Annotated in this window: 15 protein-coding genes; 5 read left to right on the top strand and 10 right to left on the bottom strand. The window is 60.3% G+C overall.

Annotation, left to right across the window (positions count from 1 at the left end):
• The first annotated feature begins 8 nt into the window (after positions 1–8).
• Positions 9–1,079 carry an HlyD family secretion protein gene (locus tag FHW37_RS00390; RefSeq protein ID WP_145631167.1) on the top strand — a complete coding sequence of 357 codons (1,071 nt, stop codon included), beginning with the start codon at positions 9–11 and terminating at the stop codon, positions 1,077–1,079.
• 138 nt (positions 1,080–1,217) lie between these two features.
• On the opposite strand, the gene FHW37_RS00385 is transcribed toward FHW37_RS00390, so the two are convergent.
• Positions 1,218–2,291 (bottom strand): glycoside hydrolase family 25 protein, encoded by a 1,074-nt coding sequence (locus tag FHW37_RS00385; protein ID WP_145631165.1) that lies wholly within the window; start codon positions 2,289–2,291, stop codon positions 1,218–1,220.
• A 204-nt stretch (positions 2,292–2,495) separates the two neighbouring features.
• On the opposite strand from FHW37_RS00385, the gene FHW37_RS00380 reads away from it, so the two are divergent.
• Positions 2,496–3,947, top strand: a complete 1,452-nt coding sequence (locus tag FHW37_RS00380; RefSeq protein WP_145631163.1) for a sensor domain-containing diguanylate cyclase — start codon at positions 2,496–2,498, stop codon at positions 3,945–3,947.
• On the opposite strand, the gene FHW37_RS00375 is transcribed toward FHW37_RS00380, so the two are convergent.
• From FHW37_RS00375 to FHW37_RS00365, 3 genes are all read right to left on the bottom strand, one after another.
• The gene (locus tag FHW37_RS00375; RefSeq protein ID WP_145631161.1) at positions 3,944–6,244 is read right to left on the bottom strand and encodes a heavy metal translocating P-type ATPase; all 2,301 of its coding nucleotides are present in this window, start codon (positions 6,242–6,244) and stop codon (positions 3,944–3,946) included. The genes FHW37_RS00380 and FHW37_RS00375 overlap by 4 nt on opposite strands.
• Before the next feature lie 110 nt (positions 6,245–6,354).
• Positions 6,355–6,873, bottom strand: a complete 519-nt coding sequence (locus FHW37_RS00370) for a Dps family protein (protein WP_145631159.1) — start codon at positions 6,871–6,873, stop codon at positions 6,355–6,357.
• Between the two features lie 29 nt (positions 6,874–6,902).
• The gene (locus tag FHW37_RS00365; protein ID WP_145633704.1) at positions 6,903–7,103 is read right to left on the bottom strand and encodes a hypothetical protein; all 201 of its coding nucleotides are present in this window, start codon (positions 7,101–7,103) and stop codon (positions 6,903–6,905) included.
• A 350-nt stretch (positions 7,104–7,453) separates the two neighbouring features.
• Between FHW37_RS00365 and FHW37_RS00360 the strand changes: the two genes are divergently transcribed.
• Positions 7,454–9,382, top strand: a complete 1,929-nt coding sequence (locus tag FHW37_RS00360; RefSeq protein WP_145631157.1) for a PAS domain-containing sensor histidine kinase — start codon at positions 7,454–7,456, stop codon at positions 9,380–9,382.
• 7 nt (positions 9,383–9,389) lie between these two features.
• On the opposite strand, the gene hemN is transcribed toward FHW37_RS00360, so the two are convergent.
• Both hemN and FHW37_RS34410 read right to left on the bottom strand, forming a co-directional pair.
• On the bottom strand, positions 9,390–10,715 hold the full coding sequence (gene hemN / locus FHW37_RS00355; RefSeq protein WP_145631154.1) for an oxygen-independent coproporphyrinogen III oxidase: 1,326 nt from the start codon (positions 10,713–10,715) through the stop codon (positions 9,390–9,392).
• Positions 10,716–10,853: 138 nt separating this feature from the next.
• Positions 10,854–10,985 (bottom strand): hypothetical protein, encoded by a 132-nt coding sequence (locus FHW37_RS34410; protein WP_281407227.1) that lies wholly within the window; start codon positions 10,983–10,985, stop codon positions 10,854–10,856.
• Between the two features lie 200 nt (positions 10,986–11,185).
• Between FHW37_RS34410 and FHW37_RS00350 the strand changes: the two genes are divergently transcribed.
• Together FHW37_RS00350 and FHW37_RS00345 are read left to right on the top strand one after the other, a co-directional pair.
• On the top strand, positions 11,186–11,827 hold the full coding sequence (locus tag FHW37_RS00350; protein WP_145631152.1) for an SGNH/GDSL hydrolase family protein: 642 nt from the start codon (positions 11,186–11,188) through the stop codon (positions 11,825–11,827).
• A 79-nt stretch (positions 11,828–11,906) separates the two neighbouring features.
• On the top strand, positions 11,907–13,277 hold the full coding sequence (locus tag FHW37_RS00345; RefSeq protein ID WP_246690620.1) for a hypothetical protein: 1,371 nt from the start codon (positions 11,907–11,909) through the stop codon (positions 13,275–13,277).
• Here FHW37_RS00345 and FHW37_RS00340 read toward each other — a convergent pair.
• Genes FHW37_RS00340 through FHW37_RS00325 form a run of 4 tightly spaced genes read right to left on the bottom strand, consistent with a single transcriptional unit; the run spans position 13,270 to position 18,151 of the window.
• Positions 13,270–14,427 carry a glycosyltransferase family 4 protein gene (locus tag FHW37_RS00340; RefSeq protein WP_145631150.1) on the bottom strand — a complete coding sequence of 386 codons (1,158 nt, stop codon included), beginning with the start codon at positions 14,425–14,427 and terminating at the stop codon, positions 13,270–13,272. The two genes, FHW37_RS00345 and FHW37_RS00340, sit on opposite strands and share 8 nt — an antisense overlap.
• The gene (locus FHW37_RS00335; protein WP_246690619.1) at positions 14,420–15,433 is read right to left on the bottom strand and encodes a polysaccharide deacetylase family protein; all 1,014 of its coding nucleotides are present in this window, start codon (positions 15,431–15,433) and stop codon (positions 14,420–14,422) included. Before FHW37_RS00335 ends, FHW37_RS00340 begins: the two co-directional genes overlap by 8 nt.
• Entirely contained in the window at positions 15,423–16,994 is a 1,572-nt protein-coding gene (murJ, locus tag FHW37_RS00330; protein WP_145631148.1) for a murein biosynthesis integral membrane protein MurJ, read from the bottom strand. The genes FHW37_RS00335 and murJ overlap by 11 nt, the downstream gene beginning before the upstream one ends.
• Positions 16,991–18,151 (bottom strand): glycosyltransferase family 4 protein, encoded by a 1,161-nt coding sequence (locus FHW37_RS00325; protein WP_145631145.1) that lies wholly within the window; start codon positions 18,149–18,151, stop codon positions 16,991–16,993. Before FHW37_RS00325 ends, murJ begins: the two co-directional genes overlap by 4 nt.

Genomic DNA, 18,151 nt, shown 5'->3' with positions numbered 1-18,151 from the left:
TCCGAACCATGAAATCCGTTTTTCGAACCATTGCCACATTCGTCGCCGTTGCGATCGGCATTTGCGGCGTCCTCGTTGTTCTTTACGTGTGGAACCTGCCGCCCTTCCGCGGCTCGGTCGAAACCACCAATGATGCCTATATCCGCGGTCAGGTGACCCTGCTCAGCCCGCAGCTTGCCGGTTACCTCGTTCAGGTACCGGTGCAGGATTATCAGCGGGTCAAGACGGGCGACCTGATCGTCCAGATCGACGATCGCATCTACAAGCAGAAGCTGGAGCAAGCAAAGGCGACACAGGCCACAGCAGAAGCCTCGCTCGACAATTCCGAGCAGAGCCGCAAATCGGCAGAAGCGAAGATCGGCTCGGCAAAGGCCGCAACCGAAAGCGCCAATGCCGCCTTTAATGCCGCCAAGACGACCTTTGAGCGCACCTCTGCACTTTTGAAGAACAATGTCTCGACCCAGAGCGAGTTCGAAAAGGACCGCGCCGCCTTCGACCAGGCGCAGGCTGCGGTTCATCAGGCTCAGGCAGCCGAATTGGTCGCTGAACAGGATCTCAACACGATTATCGTCAGCCGCCGCTCGCTGGAGGCAACGGTCGAAAGCGCCAAGGCAGCCGTCGAGCTTGCTGAAATCGATCTTCAGAACACACGCGTTACCGCACCAAAGGACGGAACGCTCGGCGAAGTCACCGGTCGCGTCGGCCAATATGTCTCGATCGGCACCCAGATCGGTTCGCTTGTGCCCGACAATGTCTGGGTCGTCGCCAACTTCAAGGAAACCCAGCTGGATGGCATGACTGCCGGCCAGAAGGTGACCTTTACGGTCGATGCTCTCGGCCACCAGCGCTTCACCGGCCGTATCGAGCGTTTTGCGCCGGCGACCGGCTCCGAATTCTCGGTCATCAAGTCCGATAACGCTACCGGCAACTTTACCAAGGTGGCGCAACGCATTCCCGTCCGGATCGCCATAGATCCGCAGCAAAAGCTGATCGACAAGCTAGTCCCCGGCATGTCGGTTGTCGCAAGTGTCGACCTCGCGCAGGGCGACGCGGGCCTCGCAAACGCGAAAACCAACTGATCGGCCCCCAGTCGGTCAGGCGCCAGTTTGCAAGCATCCGGACGGAAAACGCCCCGCGCCCTGTTCAGCTCAGGGGCGCGGGGCAACCACGAAGGATGGCGATCGACGATTGCCATCCTGCATCTACCTGATGAGATTTCAGCGGGAATCCGCGACCCAGTCGTGCCAGTCGCCTTCGTCCCCGTGGAAGACGTTAAGGTCGATCTTGCCCGAGACGCCCTGCGTCAGGCCCGAACCCGAATATTGCCAGAAGACCCATTTGCGGCCCGGATAGACCTTGGTCGGATGCTGAGCCACGGCACGCAGCCAGAACGGATATTTCAGGAACTCGCCGTCGAGATTGTCGGCATAAAAGTCCGGCGCGGTATAGATGATCGGCCGCTTGCCGTAATGCCGCTCGAGCTTGTCCATGAAGACTTGCATCTTTTCCAGGATCTTCGCACGCGAAAGGCGCATCTTGCAGCTGGATTCGCCGTTATATTCCACGTCGATGACCGGCGGCAGCGCATCGGGATCGCGCGGCACGTTGCGGATGAACCAATCGGCCTGCTCGCCAGCGGTGCGGCACCAGTAGAAGAAGTGGTAAGCGCCGTGCTTGACGCCGGCCGCCTTGGCACCGCGCCAATTGGTCTTGAACATCGGGTCGAGGTGATCGCCGCCATCGGTCGCCTTGATATAGGCGAAGTTGGCGCCCTGCGTGCGCAACTTCACCCAGTCGATATCGCCCTGCCAGCGCGAAACATCTACCCCGTGCACAGCGAGTTTACGCGGCGAGGTCCGGCCAAAGTTGATCGGCTTGGCATCGCGAAAACGGTGTCCGTAGATCTGAGTGCGCGGATTGGTGGACCGCAGCTGCGAATTGATTTCCGGCATGGACGGCGCGATCGCGGCAATCGGTCGCTCGATGGGAACCGGCATGCCGACCGTCATTTCCATCGAGCCGAATGCGGCAGGCTCCTCGGGAGCGCCTTCCCATGCAAGCGGCTGCTGCGGGCGCAGCGTCTGATCCGAAGACAGGACTGAAACCGGCGTCGGCGCGGAAGCCATTGTTGCGGCAGGAGGCTGGATCGGCGCGCTTGGCCTGACGTCAAGACGGGATGTCTTCACCGATGCCGGTGGCATCGGCAATACCGTGTCACTGCTACCGCTACCGGATGTGCAACCGACAACAGCCAGCGAACTCAACAGCATTGAGACGATCGTAAGACGCATGAAAACCCGCACGCAATACAAACCGGCACACACAGCTTTCGGCCGGACACTTATTTACTAACGGGACCTTACCGGCAAAACATAAATGCAATCTTTACGAAGCCTCGATAGGCCGACCGTTTACCGCGGCCAATTTCCGCCGGCGATAACCCGATCGTAAGCTCTTCATAATAAAGCGTCCTCGACACAGTTCGAGGGCGGGTCATGGCAAAACCTGGAATGCGTTTCATTCAGTTCAGACTGATAGGTCCGGCAATCGTCGGCCTTGGACTGCTGATCGCCGGCATGGCGGCCATCCCCTATTATGGCGTTGCGGAGATCGATGCCGGCGTCAAGCAGAAGCAGGAAACGCTGGTCGCCCGCAATATTTCGCTCTGGATCACCGATATCGAATTTTCCCTGACGGCATGGACGGTCTGGGACGAAGCGATCGCCAAGATCGACAATGCCTATGATTTCGAATGGACCGACCGGAATATCGGTGCCTCCCTGATCGGCACGTCGCGGACGCGTTTCGTCGCAGTTCTCAAGCCAGATGACAGCATTCTCTATTCCCGCATCGACGATACGGTAAAGGACAAGCCTTTCTTTGCCCGCGGCGCGGACGCGATCATCAACGATTCCAGCGCCATGATCGGCGAGGTACGCGCAAGGGAGCCCAGCCAGGAAAAGACCGGCATTCCGAAGCCGCTTTCCGTCAGCCGCATCGAGGTTCTCGGAAACGAAGCCGTACTTTTGACCGCAAGCCTGTTTCAGCCGGATTTCCGTACGTCCGAGCCGAAGAGCAATCGGGCACCCGTTCTCGTCACAGCCATGCCGATCGCCGGCAGCCTGCCTGAGTTCTTCGGAACCCGTTTCCTGCTCGATGACGCCCGGGTTGGGCCTCTCTCCGAAACCACACCGGATCGCGCGCGTGCGGAAATTGCCGTTGGTGCAAAGGGCGAGGTTCAGGTCCTCTCCTGGCGCACCCCGACCCCCGCGGCCGATGTTCTCTGGCGCGCCCTGCCGCTGGCGGTCACAGTCGGCATCGTTCTGATGGCCGGTGGCTTTTTCCTGATCCGCATGTCCCGCACCGCCGCAAAGGTTCTGCTTTCGCGCGAACGTCAGATGCGCCATGCGGCGACGCATGACTTTTTGACCGGGCTTGCCAATCGTGCCCGGCTGGAGCCCGAATTCGACACTCTCGTGAACAAGGGGGCACTCACCGTCGCCTGTCTTGATCTCGACGGGTTCAAGGAAGTCAATGACACATACGGACATGCGATCGGCGACGAACTTTTGAAAGCCGTGGCCTCGCGCTTGCGCGCTGGGACCGCCTCCTCGGACCGACTGTTCCGGCTTGGCGGCGACGAATTCGCGATCATGATCCCGGGACAATCGCTTCTCGATGCGCAGAGGGCCTGTCGGCGCCTTTCGCTTCAGCTCGCCAAGCCATACTCGCTTTCGGCAGGTGAGGTTTCGATCGCGGCGTCTTTCGGTCTTGCCCATGTCGCAGGCCCTGAGACAGCCTGCGACACCGCGCTCGGTGCCGCCGATACGGCGCTTTATGCAGCCAAATTGCTCGATCTCGGCAGTGTGGTCACGACCGAGGAGATGCAGCAGCCGTCGCCAGCACCATCTCGCAGCAGGCGGTCGTCGGAGCGGCGCTGCGCCTAACCTTTGACCCTCAGCAGCCGCAAGGCGTTGATCGTCACCAGCACCGTCGCGCCGGTATCGGCCAGAATGGCGGGCCAAAGGCCGGTAATGCCGACAATCGTCGTCACCAGAAAAATCGCCTTCAATCCGAGCGCAATCGCGATGTTCTGATGGATATTGCGCATCGTCCGTTTCGACAGCGCGATCATTGCTGCGATATCCCCGACCCTTCCATGCAGCACGGCCGCATCCGCCGTTTCCAATGCAACATCGGTACCGCCGCCCATGGCAATGCCGACATCGGCAGCGGCTAGCGCCGGCGCGTCGTTGATACCATCGCCGACCTTGCCGACAACAAAACCTTCGCGCTGCAACTCGCCGACAATACGCTGCTTGTCCTCCGGCATCAGCTCCGCGCGGACCTCGATCGAAAGCTGCTGGCCGATCGCATTGGCCGTTCGGGCATTGTCGCCGGTCAGCATGACGGTCTTGATACCGGCATCGGTTAGTTCCTTGAGACCGGCAGCCGCATCCGGACGGGGTTCGTCGCGCATGGCAACGGCGCCGGCAAGGACGCCACCGACGATCAGAACCGATACGGTCTTGCCCTCATCGTTCAGCGCCGTGATCCTTCGCGAATGCGCCATGGGAAGAGAGACGCGCGCAGCAGCAGCCTTGGGAGAACCGAAGAAAACCTCTTCACCCCCGACGATCGCGGTCACGCCCTGCCCGCCAAGCGCCTTCGCCTCGCTTGCGGACGGGATCTCGACCTCCTCGTCAGCCGCCTTGGCAAGGATCGCGACGGCGAGCGGATGGCTGGAGCCGGTCTCCAGCGCCGCTGCATAACGCAAAACGTCTTCGGCATTGCGGCCAAAGGCGATGACGTCGGTCACTTGCGGCTTTCCGGCTGTCAGCGTCCCGGTCTTGTCGAGCGCAACGGCGGTGATCTTGCCGAGCATTTCGAGAACCGCACCGCCCTTGAGCAGCAGGCCCCGGCGCGCGCCGGCCGAGAGCGAGGCTGCGATCGCGGCAGGTGTCGAAATGACCAGCGCGCAAGGGCAGCCGATCAGCAGAATTGCCAAGCCCTTATAGACCCACTCGCTCCAGGATGCCCCGGCGACAAGCGGCGGCAGAACTGCGACAAGGGCGGCAACAGCAACCACGCCCGGCGTATAATACCGCGAGAAACGATCGATGAACCGCTCGGTCGGGGCCTTCTTCTCCTGCGCTTCTTCGACTAGGCGGACGACGCGGGCAATCGTATTGTCCTCGGCAGCGGCTGTGACGCGGACACGCAGCGCTGCGGCACCGTTGACGGTGCCGGCAAAGACAGTGTCATCGACCCGCTTGGTCACCGGCGTGCTTTCGCCCGTCACCGGCGCCTCGTCGATCGCGCTTTCGCCAGCAACAATGACGCCATCGGCAGAAATCCGGTCGCCTGGACGGACAAGGATGATCGAACCGATTTTCAGGCTTTCCGCCGGCACTTCCCGGTTCTTCACGACACCTGCGACAGTCTCTTCAACGATCGCGTTTTTCGGCACCAGCGCCGTCAGGCTCTGGATGCTCTGGCGGGCCTTGCCCGCCGCTACACCTTCCAGCAGTTCACCGACGAGGAAGAGGAAAACGACGGCAGCTGCTTCTTCGGAGGCATTGATGACGACGGCGCCGATAGCGGCAATCGTCATCAGCATCTCGATCGAGAAAGGCGTACCGGCAAAGGCGGCCAAGACGGCACGCCGCGCGATCGGCACGAGGCCGATCAGCATCGCAGCCGTGAAGATATAGCTGTCATAGGCAGGGATCAGGTGACCAATGCCATAAGCGACGACCAGTGCAACGCCGACCAGAATGGTGAGGCGGCCCTTGGTGGACTTCCACCATGGCCCGTCCATGGGTCCGTGATCATGGCCATGCAGACCTTCGATCTCTTTCGCGCCGTGGCCGGAATGATCGTGGCCATGATGCGAATGGGCGTGGTCGCCATCGTGGCTGTGCGCATGATCATGGCTATGATCGTGATGCGCGCAATCCGGTCCATGGACATGCGCATGACCGTCTGCCTGTGGCGCGCCTACGTTAACCGTCGCCGTCTTCTTGCCTAGCGCGCGCAGCGAATAACCGAGGCCCGCGACCTTCTTCTCGATCGCGGCCAGATCCGTCGTCTCGTCGTGGCTAAAAGTCATCGTCGCGGCGGCAACGGAAACGGAGACATCCTCGACACCCGGCATGCGGCGCACCGCCGTGTCGATCTTGGCTGCGCAGCTGGCGCAATCCATGCCGCCAACCTTGTATCGTGCCTGATTTGTCGCTGTCATTTTTCTGCTCCGCATAGATGGAGCAGCTTATCTACAACCTCTAGCGACTAGAGGTGCAAGCCTGATTTTTGAAAAAAGGCGGCGGCTTTGACAGCCGCCGCCTGATCAAATCAGCTGTTGGTGTTGCGCAGGATCTCGAACAGGAACCAGACGCGACGTTCGCTTTCGTCGATCCAGTTTTCGAGCAGGCTCGCGGTTGCAACGTCACCATGCTCATCGCAGGTGTCATGCAGCGAGCGCATGCTGGCAACGAGTGCACCATTGTCGTCGCGAAGCTCGGCGAGCATTTCGTGCGGATGCACGAAGTCGGCGTCATTGTCCTCGATCCGCTGGCGACGGGCGATATCGCCGATGGAACGCAGGGTCGCTCCACCAATCTTGCGGACACGCTCTGCGAGCGGGTCAGTCATTGCGAACAGGGCATCGCCATGGTCGTCGAGCATCAGGTGATAGTCGCGGAAATTTGCACCGGACATGTGCCAGTGGAAATTCTTGGTCTTCAGGTAAAGCGCGAAAACATCAGCCAGCAGCGTGGTCGCGCCGGCCGAAATGTCCTTGACCGCCTGCTCGCTGAGACCGGTCGGGGTGCGGAGCGGAGCTTCCCGGCGAGATTTTACGGACTGTTGCATATTCCTTGGTCCTCTACTTCATTGTGAAACTAGGCGATGTGATAGGAGGCGGGCGGATCGCTGGCGGGAAAACTCTCTTCCAGCGCTTCGTCGATATCGGCGTCTGTAACGGCCACGTCCGGGTTTTCTCCGGCTATGGACTGGTCAAAACGTTCCGGCAGCATTTCGGTGCCATCGCGCAGCGCTTCTTCGCTTTCCTTGGGTCGGCTTTCTTTCGGCGGGACTGTCATCTCGGAGATCTCCTTATTCGGCTTGACCGTTTCCGGCTTTGCGGAAGCGCAACCGGCAAGACAACGCGTTGAGATATAGATGGGGCAGACAGCAGGATATTGTAGGATCGGATCGACTTTGGACAACCATTCGCCCAATCCTCGATATCCGGCCGGATGAACGAAATTGGGCGGCATGTCTGGAAGGCCGGGCCTACTATGGCAGCCAACGCGCCTGGACTGTCAACCTGTCATGTTTGCTATCTCGACATGCAAAAAAGGAGACAATAATTCAAGAATTGGCGGGACGACTGAGACATCGTCGCGCGCGTGAGAAGCACTTCGATAAAAGTATTGAAGGGGGATGAGAATTGACGACCGAGTTTGCGCCGGAGCTGCAGGCTTCCGCCAGTGGCGCCAGCCCTCTACTGAGCCGTCATCGGCTGAGAATGACAGCAGCGATTGCTCTTGGTTCATCGATCTTTCTCATCGATACGCTGACCGCGCTCGGCAGCGCGGTCGCGGTGCTTTATGCCATGGTCATCGTTCTCGCGGCCGATTTGGGCGGCAGATCGACAATTCTGCGCACATCTGCGCTCTGTGCAGCACTGACGCTGATCAGTTTCCTTTACGTCCATGGTCCTTCTGCAGAATCCCAGGTCGTATTGCGGCTGATCTTCAGCCTTGCCGCCAATGGCTTGACGACCGCGCTGCTTCTGAAGCGCAGCAGCGACCAGCTTGTGCTCGAAGCCCAGGCCCGCCTTCTGGAACTGACCAGCGACGCCGTTTTCCTGCGCGACGAAAGCGGCCGCATCATCTACTGGAACAACGGCGCCGAGGCGCTTTACGGTTGGACCGCACGCGAGGCCATCGGCCGACAAGCAGACGAAATCATCCATATGGTCTCCTCGCCCAGCCGCGCGGAAGTGCAGCACCTGCTTGAAGCCGGCGGCACCTGGGATGGCGAAGCCAAGATATTTGCCAAGGACGGGCGCCAGATCGACGTCCTTTCCCGCTGGCGCATGGATAGCGGCAGGGACGGAAGCCGCCGGGTGATCGAGACCACCGTCGACATCTCGCGCCGGAAAGCCGCTGAACGGGACCTCAAGGCCAGCGAACATCGTTATAGGACGATTTTCGAAACGCTGGCGGTGGCGATCTGGGAACATGATCTGCGCGAGGTCAAGCAGGCGCTGGTCGCTCTTCGCGACAGCGGTGTGCGCAATCTGCGCGCCTATCTTGCTGAGCATCCGGAATTCGTCACCAGGACGCGCGCCATGGTGCATATTACCGATGTCAACGCCACGGCGTTGAAGCTGATGGGCGTGCCGAGCAAGGCCGAGTTTTTCACGCGGCTCGATGGGTTCCTGCCCGAAACAGACAGCACCTTTTCGGACTTTCTCATCGCGCTCGATGAAGGCCATCCAACCTACCAGGCCGAAACCAGTATCCGCGACAAGCAGGGCCGTCTCATTCCGATCATCGTCGCGATGAGCTTTCCGCCCGGCGGCGAGGGTCTGGATCGTATCCAGGTCAGCATTATCGACATTACGGAACGGCTCGAATTCCAGAAAGCCAAGGAGAGTTTTCGCCAGGAACTGGAGCAGGCTTCGCGCGCGGCCATGGTCGGTGAAATCAGCGCATCCATCGCCCACGAGGTCAACCAGCCGCTTTCGGCAACGATGACCTTCGTTCAGGCAGCCCAGCGCTGGCTTGCCCGCGACGTGCCGGATCTCGGCGAAGCCAAAGCGGCGCTACAGCACGCCACATCTTCGATCGAGCAGGCCGCCAATGTCATCAAGCGGGTCCGGATGCTGCTCGGGAAGGCGAAATCCGATACCGGCGCCGTTGCCATCGATGCGGCAATCATGGATGCGGTGCGGCTGAAGCAATCCGACCTCACCGACAGCAATGTCGACCTGATGCTGCGTCTCAACGCAACGACCGGGATCATTACAGGCGACAGGACGCTGCTGCTGCAGACCTTTCTCAATGTCATCGCCAATGCCGCTCAGGCGATGGAGGCGACCGCACCGCAATCACGATCCCTCGTCATCCAGACGGAAATCCTCGACGATATTCTGGCAGTGCGTTTTCTCGACACAGGCCCCGGTCTCGACCAGCCCGGAGATAACCTGTTCAAACCGTTTCACACGACCAAGCCGACCGGCATGGGTCTCGGCCTTGCCATGTGCCGGTCGATCGTGACCGCCCATGACGGCACGATCTCGATCGGCAATCGCGACGATATGCCGGGCGCCATCGTCGAAATCAGGCTCCCCGGTGTGACGCGGCACTGAGTGCCGCTCAGATGGATACGCTGAAACGCCCCGCTCCCTCGACCCTGTAGCTGTCAAAAGCGGCAGCCACCAGGCGCACGAAGGGGCGGCCAATCGGCGTCACTGTAACGCGCCCGTTTTCCAATTCGACAAGGCCGTTCGCTGCAAGCGATTTTAGGCGCGAAAGATCATTCGCATAAGCGGAGGCCTCGTCAGCGAGATCGACAGTGAAGTCGCACATCAGCCGCTCGATAATGGCGGCGCGCCTGTGGTCCTCCTCCGAAAAGGCATGGCCACGTTTGGCAGCGAGGCTCCCCTCACCGATCATCCTTTTATAAGCCTCGATCCCGCTTTCCGACTGCACATAGCCGCCCGGCAGCTGCGAGATAGACGAGCAGCCGAAGCCAATCAATGTCTGCCAGTTGTCGTCGGTATAGCCCTGAAAATTTCGGTGGAGGCGGCCTTCGCGTGCCGCGATGGCAAGCGGATCGGATGGCTTCGCAAAATGATCGATGCCGATCGCCTCAAATCCTTCGGCCTGGAAGAAATCCGAGATGACAGCTGCCTGCTCCAGCCTTGCCGCGGAACCCGGCAGAAGCCGCTCGTCGATCAGGCGCTGATTGGCGCGGCGTGATGGCAGATGCGCATAACCGTAGAACGCGATCCGGTTCGGCTGCAGCGCAGCAACCGAGCGGCAGGTCTCACGGAGACTTTCGACGCTCTGGTTCGGCAGGCCATAGATGAGATCGAAATTGATGGCCTCGATGCCGGCACCACGCAGATTGGCGACCGCCTCGGCAACACGGTCTGCTGGCTGGATGCGGCCGATGGCCTGCTGCACAGCGTGATCGAGATCCTGCACGCCCAAGCTGACGCGGTTGACGCCGAGCGCGGCCAAGGCTTTACAAAACGCACGATCCAGCATGCGCGGATCGAGCTCGATCGAATGTTCGTAACCGTCAGCGAGATCGAATCGGCTCGTCAGTGTGCGGAGAACCGAGGCAAGGGCTTCAGCACCCAGAATGGATGGTGTGCCGCCACCCCAGGCAATACGTCCGATTCTCGCCCGTTTGGGCAAATGCGACGCAACCAGCGCGATTTCCGCTTCCAGCGCACGGCGGTACTCCGTCACCGGCTCGGCCTTGTTCACCGCTTTTGCATGACAACCACAGTAGTGACAGAGCTGCTTGCAATAGGGCACGTGCAGGTAGATCGAAACGGGCTCGTCACAGGACAATTCGGAAAGCCAGCGCTCCTGATCCGCAGGGCCGATTGCCGAAAAATCGGCAGCCGTCGGGTAGGACGTGTAACGCGGCACGGACAGTTCCGCGAGCCGCTGGAAGAGGCTGCTCATCGTTATTGGTTCCTGATTTCAATGCTGCGGCAACCACATAGGCGCCAGCAACATTGGAATTAGGCCCGAACAGGCGATTGCGCCTTGACGATGATCAATCCTTGAAGGGCTCCGAGATCCGGTCTGGACAGCCTCCGCCTACCAGCGTGTCCAGCGCGCACGGTTGCGCTTGTTCTCGGCGCGACGCCGGTCGCTTACCGCATAGATGACGGCAAAGACCACAATCGCAATCTCAGCCGCAGCTCCCAAACACCAGAGTGCGTCTGCCATAACATTCCCTCCATATACGGTCCAATACGGATCGAGGCGGAAAGGTTCCGCAACTTTTGATTACACGCGACGGACCGAAGTCGCGTTGATATTCATCATCACCCCTTGGAATCGGATGATGAACGGCTAGACATGGGGCTTGATTTGGAAGGTCGCCGGCAAGCCCATGGCCCAGTACGGCGTCTCATTGGCATAGAGATATGACAGGCAGAATACTGGCATTTGGCGATAGCCTGACCTGGGGGCTCAATCCTGGGGAGGGACAGCATCGTTATGAGGACCGCTGGACAAGCGTGGTCGAAGAGATGGTCCCCGGCCTGCATGTCATCGTGGAAGGATTGCCTGGCCGGACGACCTGTTTCGACGACTGGGCTGAAGACGGCACGGACCGCAACGGTGCTCGGGTTCTGCCGAGCATTCTTGGCGCCTGCCAAAGGCTCGATCTCGTCATCCTTTTGCTTGGCACGAACGATCTGAAGCCGGATCTGTGCGGCCACGCGGAAGGTGCCGCATCGGGCATCGAGAGGCTGATCACGATTATCGCCGGTTTTTCCTACGTCGATGTGGCCGTTCCACCAAAAATCCTTGTGGTCAGCCCTCCTCTTTGCGGTCCCTCCATCAAGGGAGATGGCCTGCCTTCGCGTGGCCGCAGCATAGAGCAATCCGGAAAGCTGGCGTCTTGCTATCGGACGGTTGCCGAACGCCATGGCTGCGCCTTCTTCGATGCAGCGACGGTTGCAAACCCGTCTCCGATCGACGGCGTACATCTCGGCGCGGAGGATACGAAGGCGATCGGGCGGGGGCTCGCGCCGATCGTGCGTGAGTTGCTCCTCCTCGCATGACGCGGTTTGCCGCCTGCTCCCGGCAATGTCAGCGCTCCGCGCATTGCGCATGGGTCCGGAATTGAAGCATAGTTCCGCCATGTCAGAGAAAGTTTGCAACGCCATGCCAGGACGGCTTTTCCGGTCGAAATCATTCATCGGTAGCGTTGCCGCAGCCGTTCTGGCGGCGATCGTCTCGACCGCGACCGGCAGTCATGCTCAGGAACAGCCGGACAGCCTGCGCTGGAAAGTCGGCGGTGGCAATCTCGTAACCCACCTGACGGGCGCCCCGACCGCAAATCTCTACACCGCCCTGCGCACGGTCGGCGCCAAGCTGGGGCGGATGGATTCCTATGGCTGGCGGGACGACAAGCACAAGCCGACACCTCATGACTTCGATGCGGCGATGATGGAAGCCTACCGCAAGGGCATCACGCCGATCATTCTCCTCGAATACGAGGGAAGTTATCAAGAACTCAATCCACCGCAGCTGATCGGGAGTTATGACGAATGGTTCATCATGGGCGCCACCTATGCACGCCGCTTTCAGCCGGGTGGTGAATGGGCGCGCGAACACGGCATTTCAGGCTTCGGGGCCAGCATTTTTACCGCGATCAACGAACCGGACGTACAGGCTAGCATTCCGAAAAAGGACTACCACGACGCGCTGGCCGGCTTTGCCGATGGCGTCCATAGCGTCAATTCCATGTTGAAAGTCGTGCCCGGCGGCTTCGCCACATGCAATTCCAACGGTGATCCGACGCTTGGCGGTTACGGAACGGCGATTGCCGATCTGCTGCAATCCGGCCAGCTCGACGGCATCGATCTGCACACCTATTACAATGCCCGCTGGTTTCCGCTGACCAAGGGCCGCTTCTTTTCCGCGCAGGGCTGTTTCGACCGTGTAAAGCAGGCGCTCGGCATAACCCGCGACATCAATTTCTACGCCACCGAATTCAACATCGCCAGGGATGGCGACTGGACGGCGCCCGATCTGATCGCGAGCCTTTTCCTGACGGCCATCTGGGATCATCTCGGCGTTGTCGGCAGCCAGGGCCGGCCCGCGACCGTGCTTGCCTTCCCCTGGAATTTTGCCGATACAGGCCGTATCGAAGGCCCGGCCTATGCGATGGCAACCCACGAAAATCCCTGGGCACCGGACGGCAGATCGAAGGTGATGCAGATGGTGCTTTCGCTCGCAGGCGACATGAAGTTCACGAAGCTCGATCCGCTCCATCAGGGCGTATTCGAGCTTGTCGGAGACCAGTCGGCGCTGTTCGTCTGGCAGAACCGCAGCGACTGGACGGATCGCCCGGGACCGAACTGGACGATCAAGATGCCGGATTGGGCGAAGACGGCGGAACTCTGGGGCTGGGACGGCCTGCGCCGCACATTCGAGGTCAAGGGCGGGCAGGCCCTGACCGTCAGGGAGCTGACGATCGGCGAGACCTATATGGTTCGGGTCAGATAGCCCCGCGCTTAATGTCCCTTGCGATGTAAGCCGCTTTCCAGGCAGTCGCCAGTTGCTCGGCGATCGCACCATAGGTGAAACGCGCCTGCACATTCTCCATCGCCAGTTTTCGCTTCGTGTCGATTTCCGCCCGATCCTCGGCCAGTCTGTCGACGAGTTCGGCAAGGGCTGCGGGATCATGCTGGGGAATGATCCATCCCCCCTCGCCGACGACATCCGGGATTGCGCCGGAATCCGCACCGATGACGGGCGTGCCGCAGTTCTGGGCCTCAATGATCACACGGCCGAACTGTTCTTTCACCGCCGGTGTCGTATGCGTCAGCAGCAAGAGAGCATCGAGGCCACGCATGAAATCGGCAACGGCAGCCGGCTTGTCCCATCCACGAATGGAAACACGTTCCCCAAGACCGAGGCGATCAATCTGGCTTCGGATCGCCGGCTCGTAGGGCCCTTCACCGATGATGTGCAGCATCGCGGGATGGCCCATCCGGACCATGGCATCAAGCGCGTCCTGAATACCCTTTTCCTCGACCAGCCGTCCGACATAACCCAAGGCAAGCGGCGCACCCACTATCCTCGGTTCGGATGCCTCAACCGGATGGAATGTCTCCTGATCGACGCCATAACCGATCGGGCTTACCGGACCGGTATAGCCATTGGCGCGGATTACTGCCGTGGCATCGCTGCTGCGAGACAGGATATGATCGCAGTGTTGCAGCACCTTGCGGCGCATGAATTCAAATGGCGGCGGCAATCGCTTCAGGATGTTCTGATCGACTTCCAGAACCAGTGCCGCATGCTTCTTCAACAGGCATGCCTGGGAGGCAACCGCGCTCCAGGGTTCTTCCCAGAGATGGATCACATCCGGTTTCAGAGCCGAGATCAGCTTCGAGAGACCGGGATAGATATGCAGATACCAGGTCATCGGCCCGGCGCTGTCGAGAATGATCGGCAGGACATGAACGGTAATGCCCTCATCATCGCCCGGATCCGCCTCCAGCGTCCGGCCGAACTGACGGAACCGCTGCGGCACGACGAGATGTACATCGAGATCCGCATAGGATTTGAAAGGATGATAACGAAGGCGGCCCGCCGAGCGCGATACGGCAGTATGCGCGATCGACAAGACACGCAGTTTGCGTTCAGACACGACCGATCAACCTCGCCGCCAGCCCCGTCATGCCACTGAGATGCAGCTCGGCGTGGAGAACGCTTCGATGCGATCCGTTCAGCGTGTTGCGGGGGAAATTATAAGGGCGCTGCCCTTTGCCGACGAGGCCCTTGCGGGTCGTCGCGACACCGGCATAACCGGCGCGACGGGCGATATCGAAATCGCGGATCGAGCAATCGGCGGCCCGGCCATAAGGAAAGGCGAAGTATCGGGCGTCGATCTTCAATCTCTCCTCAAGCCGCAGCTTGCTCTGGTTAAGTTCGAAAAAGGCGTCATCGACGGTCAGGCTGGAAATGCGTGGATGGTTGACGGTGTGCGAGCCGATCTCGACCAGAGGATCGGCTGCAAGCTCTTCCAGCATCGCCCAGCTGATGGCATGCTTTTCGTGCATTGCCGCGTCATCTATGCCGTTTTCTATGCAGAACCGATGATAATGCTCGCCGGCCTTCGGTCCGTCCCAGAGTGCTTCGATTTCCAGATAGGCGGAACGCTTCTTTTCCGGCGTATCGGTCTCGAACCTGCGGCCGTCGATGGTGATCGAGCCGTGATTGAGAATATAGTCTTCCAGACCTGCGCCCCAGAGCGGCATCGTGCCATCCGGAATACCGGTGCTGACGAACAGCGTTACCGGCACGCCGTGCTTGCGAAACAGGGGCACGACCTCTTCATAGGTATCGCGGTAGCAGTCATCGATCGAGAAGTTCACGAAGCGGCGCCCCCGCGCTGCATCGTTTTCAAGTGCCATGGCCTGCGCAATCGTGACGACATCCCATCCGCTCTCCTTCAGATAGGCGAGCAGCTGATCCAGAAAGGTCAGGTCGAGATAAAAGTTGCGGTTCGGCAGCGCTTCCCAGCGTTCGGTCGAGGCCACGCGGTGGAAGGTGAAAAAGCAGCTACGGCCGCCGGAAACCAGATCGACGGCCTGCCCGACGCTCCTGACCGCAAGGGCAGCAGCGGATTTCATGAAATCCCTCTCAAGCATCATGTTCTTTTCCCCTCTTCGATCGCAGCAGGCGCGCCACAATCCGGCCGACAACCCACGGCGTCAGCATCCAGAACGACATCAGCAGCACGAACAGCAGGCCGATGCCACCAAGCAGCAGACGCACAAAACTACCCTGCAGAACTTCCAGCACACCTGCCCCGATGCCCAGCATGACAGCTGCAGGAACACAGGCGATAGCGATCAGGCCAAGCAGCCGACCGCGGCATTGAAGGGCCAGCATGACGCCGCCGAGCAGAACGAGACTGCGGCAGGTTTCGCCAAGGCCGAGGATCAGCACGCCGAAACCGCTGCTCTGCTGCAGTCCGGAAGTCGCATAGTTGAGGCTGAAATTCACCGCATAGGCCAGAACGAGGATGACGGCGGCGCGGACATTGCGCTGCGAACTGTTGAGGAGCCGCAGCAGGATCCAGCCGAGTGTCGAAGCCCAGAGACCGATCGAGATACCACGCAGCGCCTGGCTGGTGAGAAATACGCCGCCCTCGCCGAAGGCACCGCGGTGGAAAACGATCCGGACGATATCCTCAGCGAAGACGAACACAAAGGCGGACATCGGCAATGCGACGGCCAGCACGTAGCGGGCGATGATTTCCGCCTGCTCGTCGATCGTCTTTTGCGAACTGCCGGAAAGCACCGCAAGGCCGATCGGCTGGCTGATCAGCAGCAGCGCGCTATCAGTCAGCGTACGGGCATAATCCAGAGATGCAATCGCGCCGGTCGTCAACCGCGAGGCAAGCAGGCGCTCAAGCCAGATATTGCCCTGCTCGGCGGCCGGCAGTGGCAGGAATGGACGAAGCCGGCGAACGAACTCGATACCTTCCGAGACGATCCAGCGCATGCGCAAGCCAGTCACAGACAGATTGCCTTCTCGCCACAGAACCATCGTGCCCCAGAGGGCCAGCGCGTTGAAGGCGAGCGTGAATGACCAGGCGAGAACCATCACATACTGAGTCAGCACCAGCATTCCGAGACCGGCAATGACGCCGATATTCAGGATGGAGGCACGCAGATTGGTAATTCGTGTCTTGCCGAGAACGATCTCGCCGGCAGCGTAGCAGTTGATGGCGACGGAGGCCGGCATGCTGAGCGCCATGATGATCAGGAAGTGAAGCGTCACATCCTGTGCGTCCGGTGCGAGGCCGCCGACCATGGTGGAGACGAGGAAATGACCAAAAATCATGGTCAGCAGCATCAGCACGAAACCGATCAGCGTCAGCGCTGCGGTGATCGTCGCAAGTCGGCGCGGTCCATCCCCGCGCCTCTGGGCTTCCTGCATCATCGGGATCAGGATCGCCGGAACGCTTTCGTTCTGCAAGAAGGCGAGCGGCAACAGCACCAGCGTGATCGAGGTTCGGAAACCGTCGGCAACGGCCGCGATACCGATGATCTGCGCCATGATGATTTCGCGCACGAAACCAAGGCCCTTGCTCAGGAGCGCGCCGCTCATCAGGAAGGCGGCGATCTTCTGAACGGAAGGGCGTTCCTTGGTCCGATCGAGCTCCGCCTGATCGCCCGGCGTTTCGGGTGGTGACTGCCCCGTCATGATGGCGCCACTCCTCTTTTCATCACGAGTTCGCCAACCAGAGCCAGCACCCTGCTTCGCATCTCTTCAAGGCCGTAGAGCCGTTCGGCACGTTGTCTTGCATAGTCGGTGGATTGCGTGCTGGCACCGTCAGCCGCGAAAACCTCGCGGATCGCTCTTGCCATATCGTCCACCGATCCCGGCCGAACAAGCCGGCCGGCATTGCCGTTTTCGAGGATCTCGGCACAGGCGCCGGCATCCGTCGCGATCACCGGCGTTCCGGCAAGCATCGCTTCGACCACGGTGAGGCCGAAGGGCTCCGGATCGACGGAAGGGTGAACGACGATATCGACGGCCCGCATCAGGTTCGCGACGTCGCTTCTCTGGCCGAGAAACCGCACACGCTTGCCAAGATCGAGATCCTCCACGATCCGGTGAAGACGGCGCTCATAATCCTGCTCGTCAAAAAGGGCGCTGCCGACGATGATGCATGAGACTTGCGGCAGTTCCGCAAGCGCTTCCAGCACGACATGCTGCCCCTTCCAGGCGGCCAGACGGCTGAAGACGCCAATCAATTGGCCGGATGGGAGACTCTGTTCTGCTCTGTAGACGACGCCATCAACGGACGCAGTCGGCGAAGGCACGCCGTTCGGGACGACCTTCACCAGATCGGCTTTGCCGCCACTGGCCACGAAGGCATCGGCAGCGGCTTTCGACGGCACCAGAACGAGGCTGGCGCGGCGATTGGCGAGAAACACCTGAAGCCGGCGCTGGTTTGCACCAAAATGCTGCCCATCAAGAATGTCGTGAAGATGCCAGATCAGCGGCTTTCGCGTGACAAAGCTTGCCAGCGCAGACAGAAGAAAGGCCTTTTGGGAATTCGCGTAAATCACGTCGCAACGTTTCGACCGCTTCACAATCTGCCCAATCAGGCTCAAGAGCGGGCCGATGAGCGAGAACACCCCAAGCAGCGACCCGCCGCGACGGATCGTCCGAAGAGATTCGCCTGTCTGCACGGTCTCGACATCGAGCCCGTTGGTTTTCAGGGCTTCTGCCAGTGGCCCCTGTTCAAAGATCAGGGCTGCCCCGTTCTTCCAGCCACGGGTGAGATTGGCGAGAACATATTCGGCACCGGACATGCTGCCCGTATGGCTGACGAAAAGTACTCGCGCATTCAT

Source organism: Neorhizobium alkalisoli (assembly GCF_007829835.1).
In the GTDB taxonomy this organism is placed as follows: domain Bacteria; phylum Pseudomonadota; class Alphaproteobacteria; order Rhizobiales; family Rhizobiaceae; genus Neorhizobium.
Note: the sequence above shows the minus strand (reverse complement) of the source record. Positions and strands in the feature narration are given on the sequence as shown.

Coding starts and splice junctions, on each gene's coding strand:
- FHW37_RS00390 (WP_145631167.1), top strand. CDS start 9: ATGAAATCCGTTTTTCGAACCATTGCCACATTCGTCGCCGTTGCGATC.
- FHW37_RS00385 (WP_145631165.1), bottom strand. CDS start 2,291: ATGCGTCTTACGATCGTCTCAATGCTGTTGAGTTCGCTGGCTGTTGTC.
- FHW37_RS00380 (WP_145631163.1), top strand. CDS start 2,496: ATGGCAAAACCTGGAATGCGTTTCATTCAGTTCAGACTGATAGGTCCG.
- FHW37_RS00375 (WP_145631161.1), bottom strand. CDS start 6,244: ATGACAGCGACAAATCAGGCACGATACAAGGTTGGCGGCATGGATTGC.
- FHW37_RS00370 (WP_145631159.1), bottom strand. CDS start 6,873: ATGCAACAGTCCGTAAAATCTCGCCGGGAAGCTCCGCTCCGCACCCCG.
- FHW37_RS00365 (WP_145633704.1), bottom strand. CDS start 7,103: ATGACAGTCCCGCCGAAAGAAAGCCGACCCAAGGAAAGCGAAGAAGCG.
- hemN (WP_145631154.1), bottom strand. CDS start 10,715: ATGAGCAGCCTCTTCCAGCGGCTCGCGGAACTGTCCGTGCCGCGTTAC.
- FHW37_RS34410 (WP_281407227.1), bottom strand. CDS start 10,985: ATGGCAGACGCACTCTGGTGTTTGGGAGCTGCGGCTGAGATTGCGATT.
- FHW37_RS00350 (WP_145631152.1), top strand. CDS start 11,186: ATGACAGGCAGAATACTGGCATTTGGCGATAGCCTGACCTGGGGGCTC.
- FHW37_RS00345 (WP_246690620.1), top strand. CDS start 11,907: ATGTCAGAGAAAGTTTGCAACGCCATGCCAGGACGGCTTTTCCGGTCG.
- FHW37_RS00335 (WP_246690619.1), bottom strand. CDS start 15,433: ATGATGCTTGAGAGGGATTTCATGAAATCCGCTGCTGCCCTTGCGGTC.
- murJ (WP_145631148.1), bottom strand. CDS start 16,994: ATGACGGGGCAGTCACCACCCGAAACGCCGGGCGATCAGGCGGAGCTC.
- FHW37_RS00325 (WP_145631145.1), bottom strand. CDS start 18,151: ATGAATGCGCGAGTACTTTTCGTCAGCCATACGGGCAGCATGTCCGGT.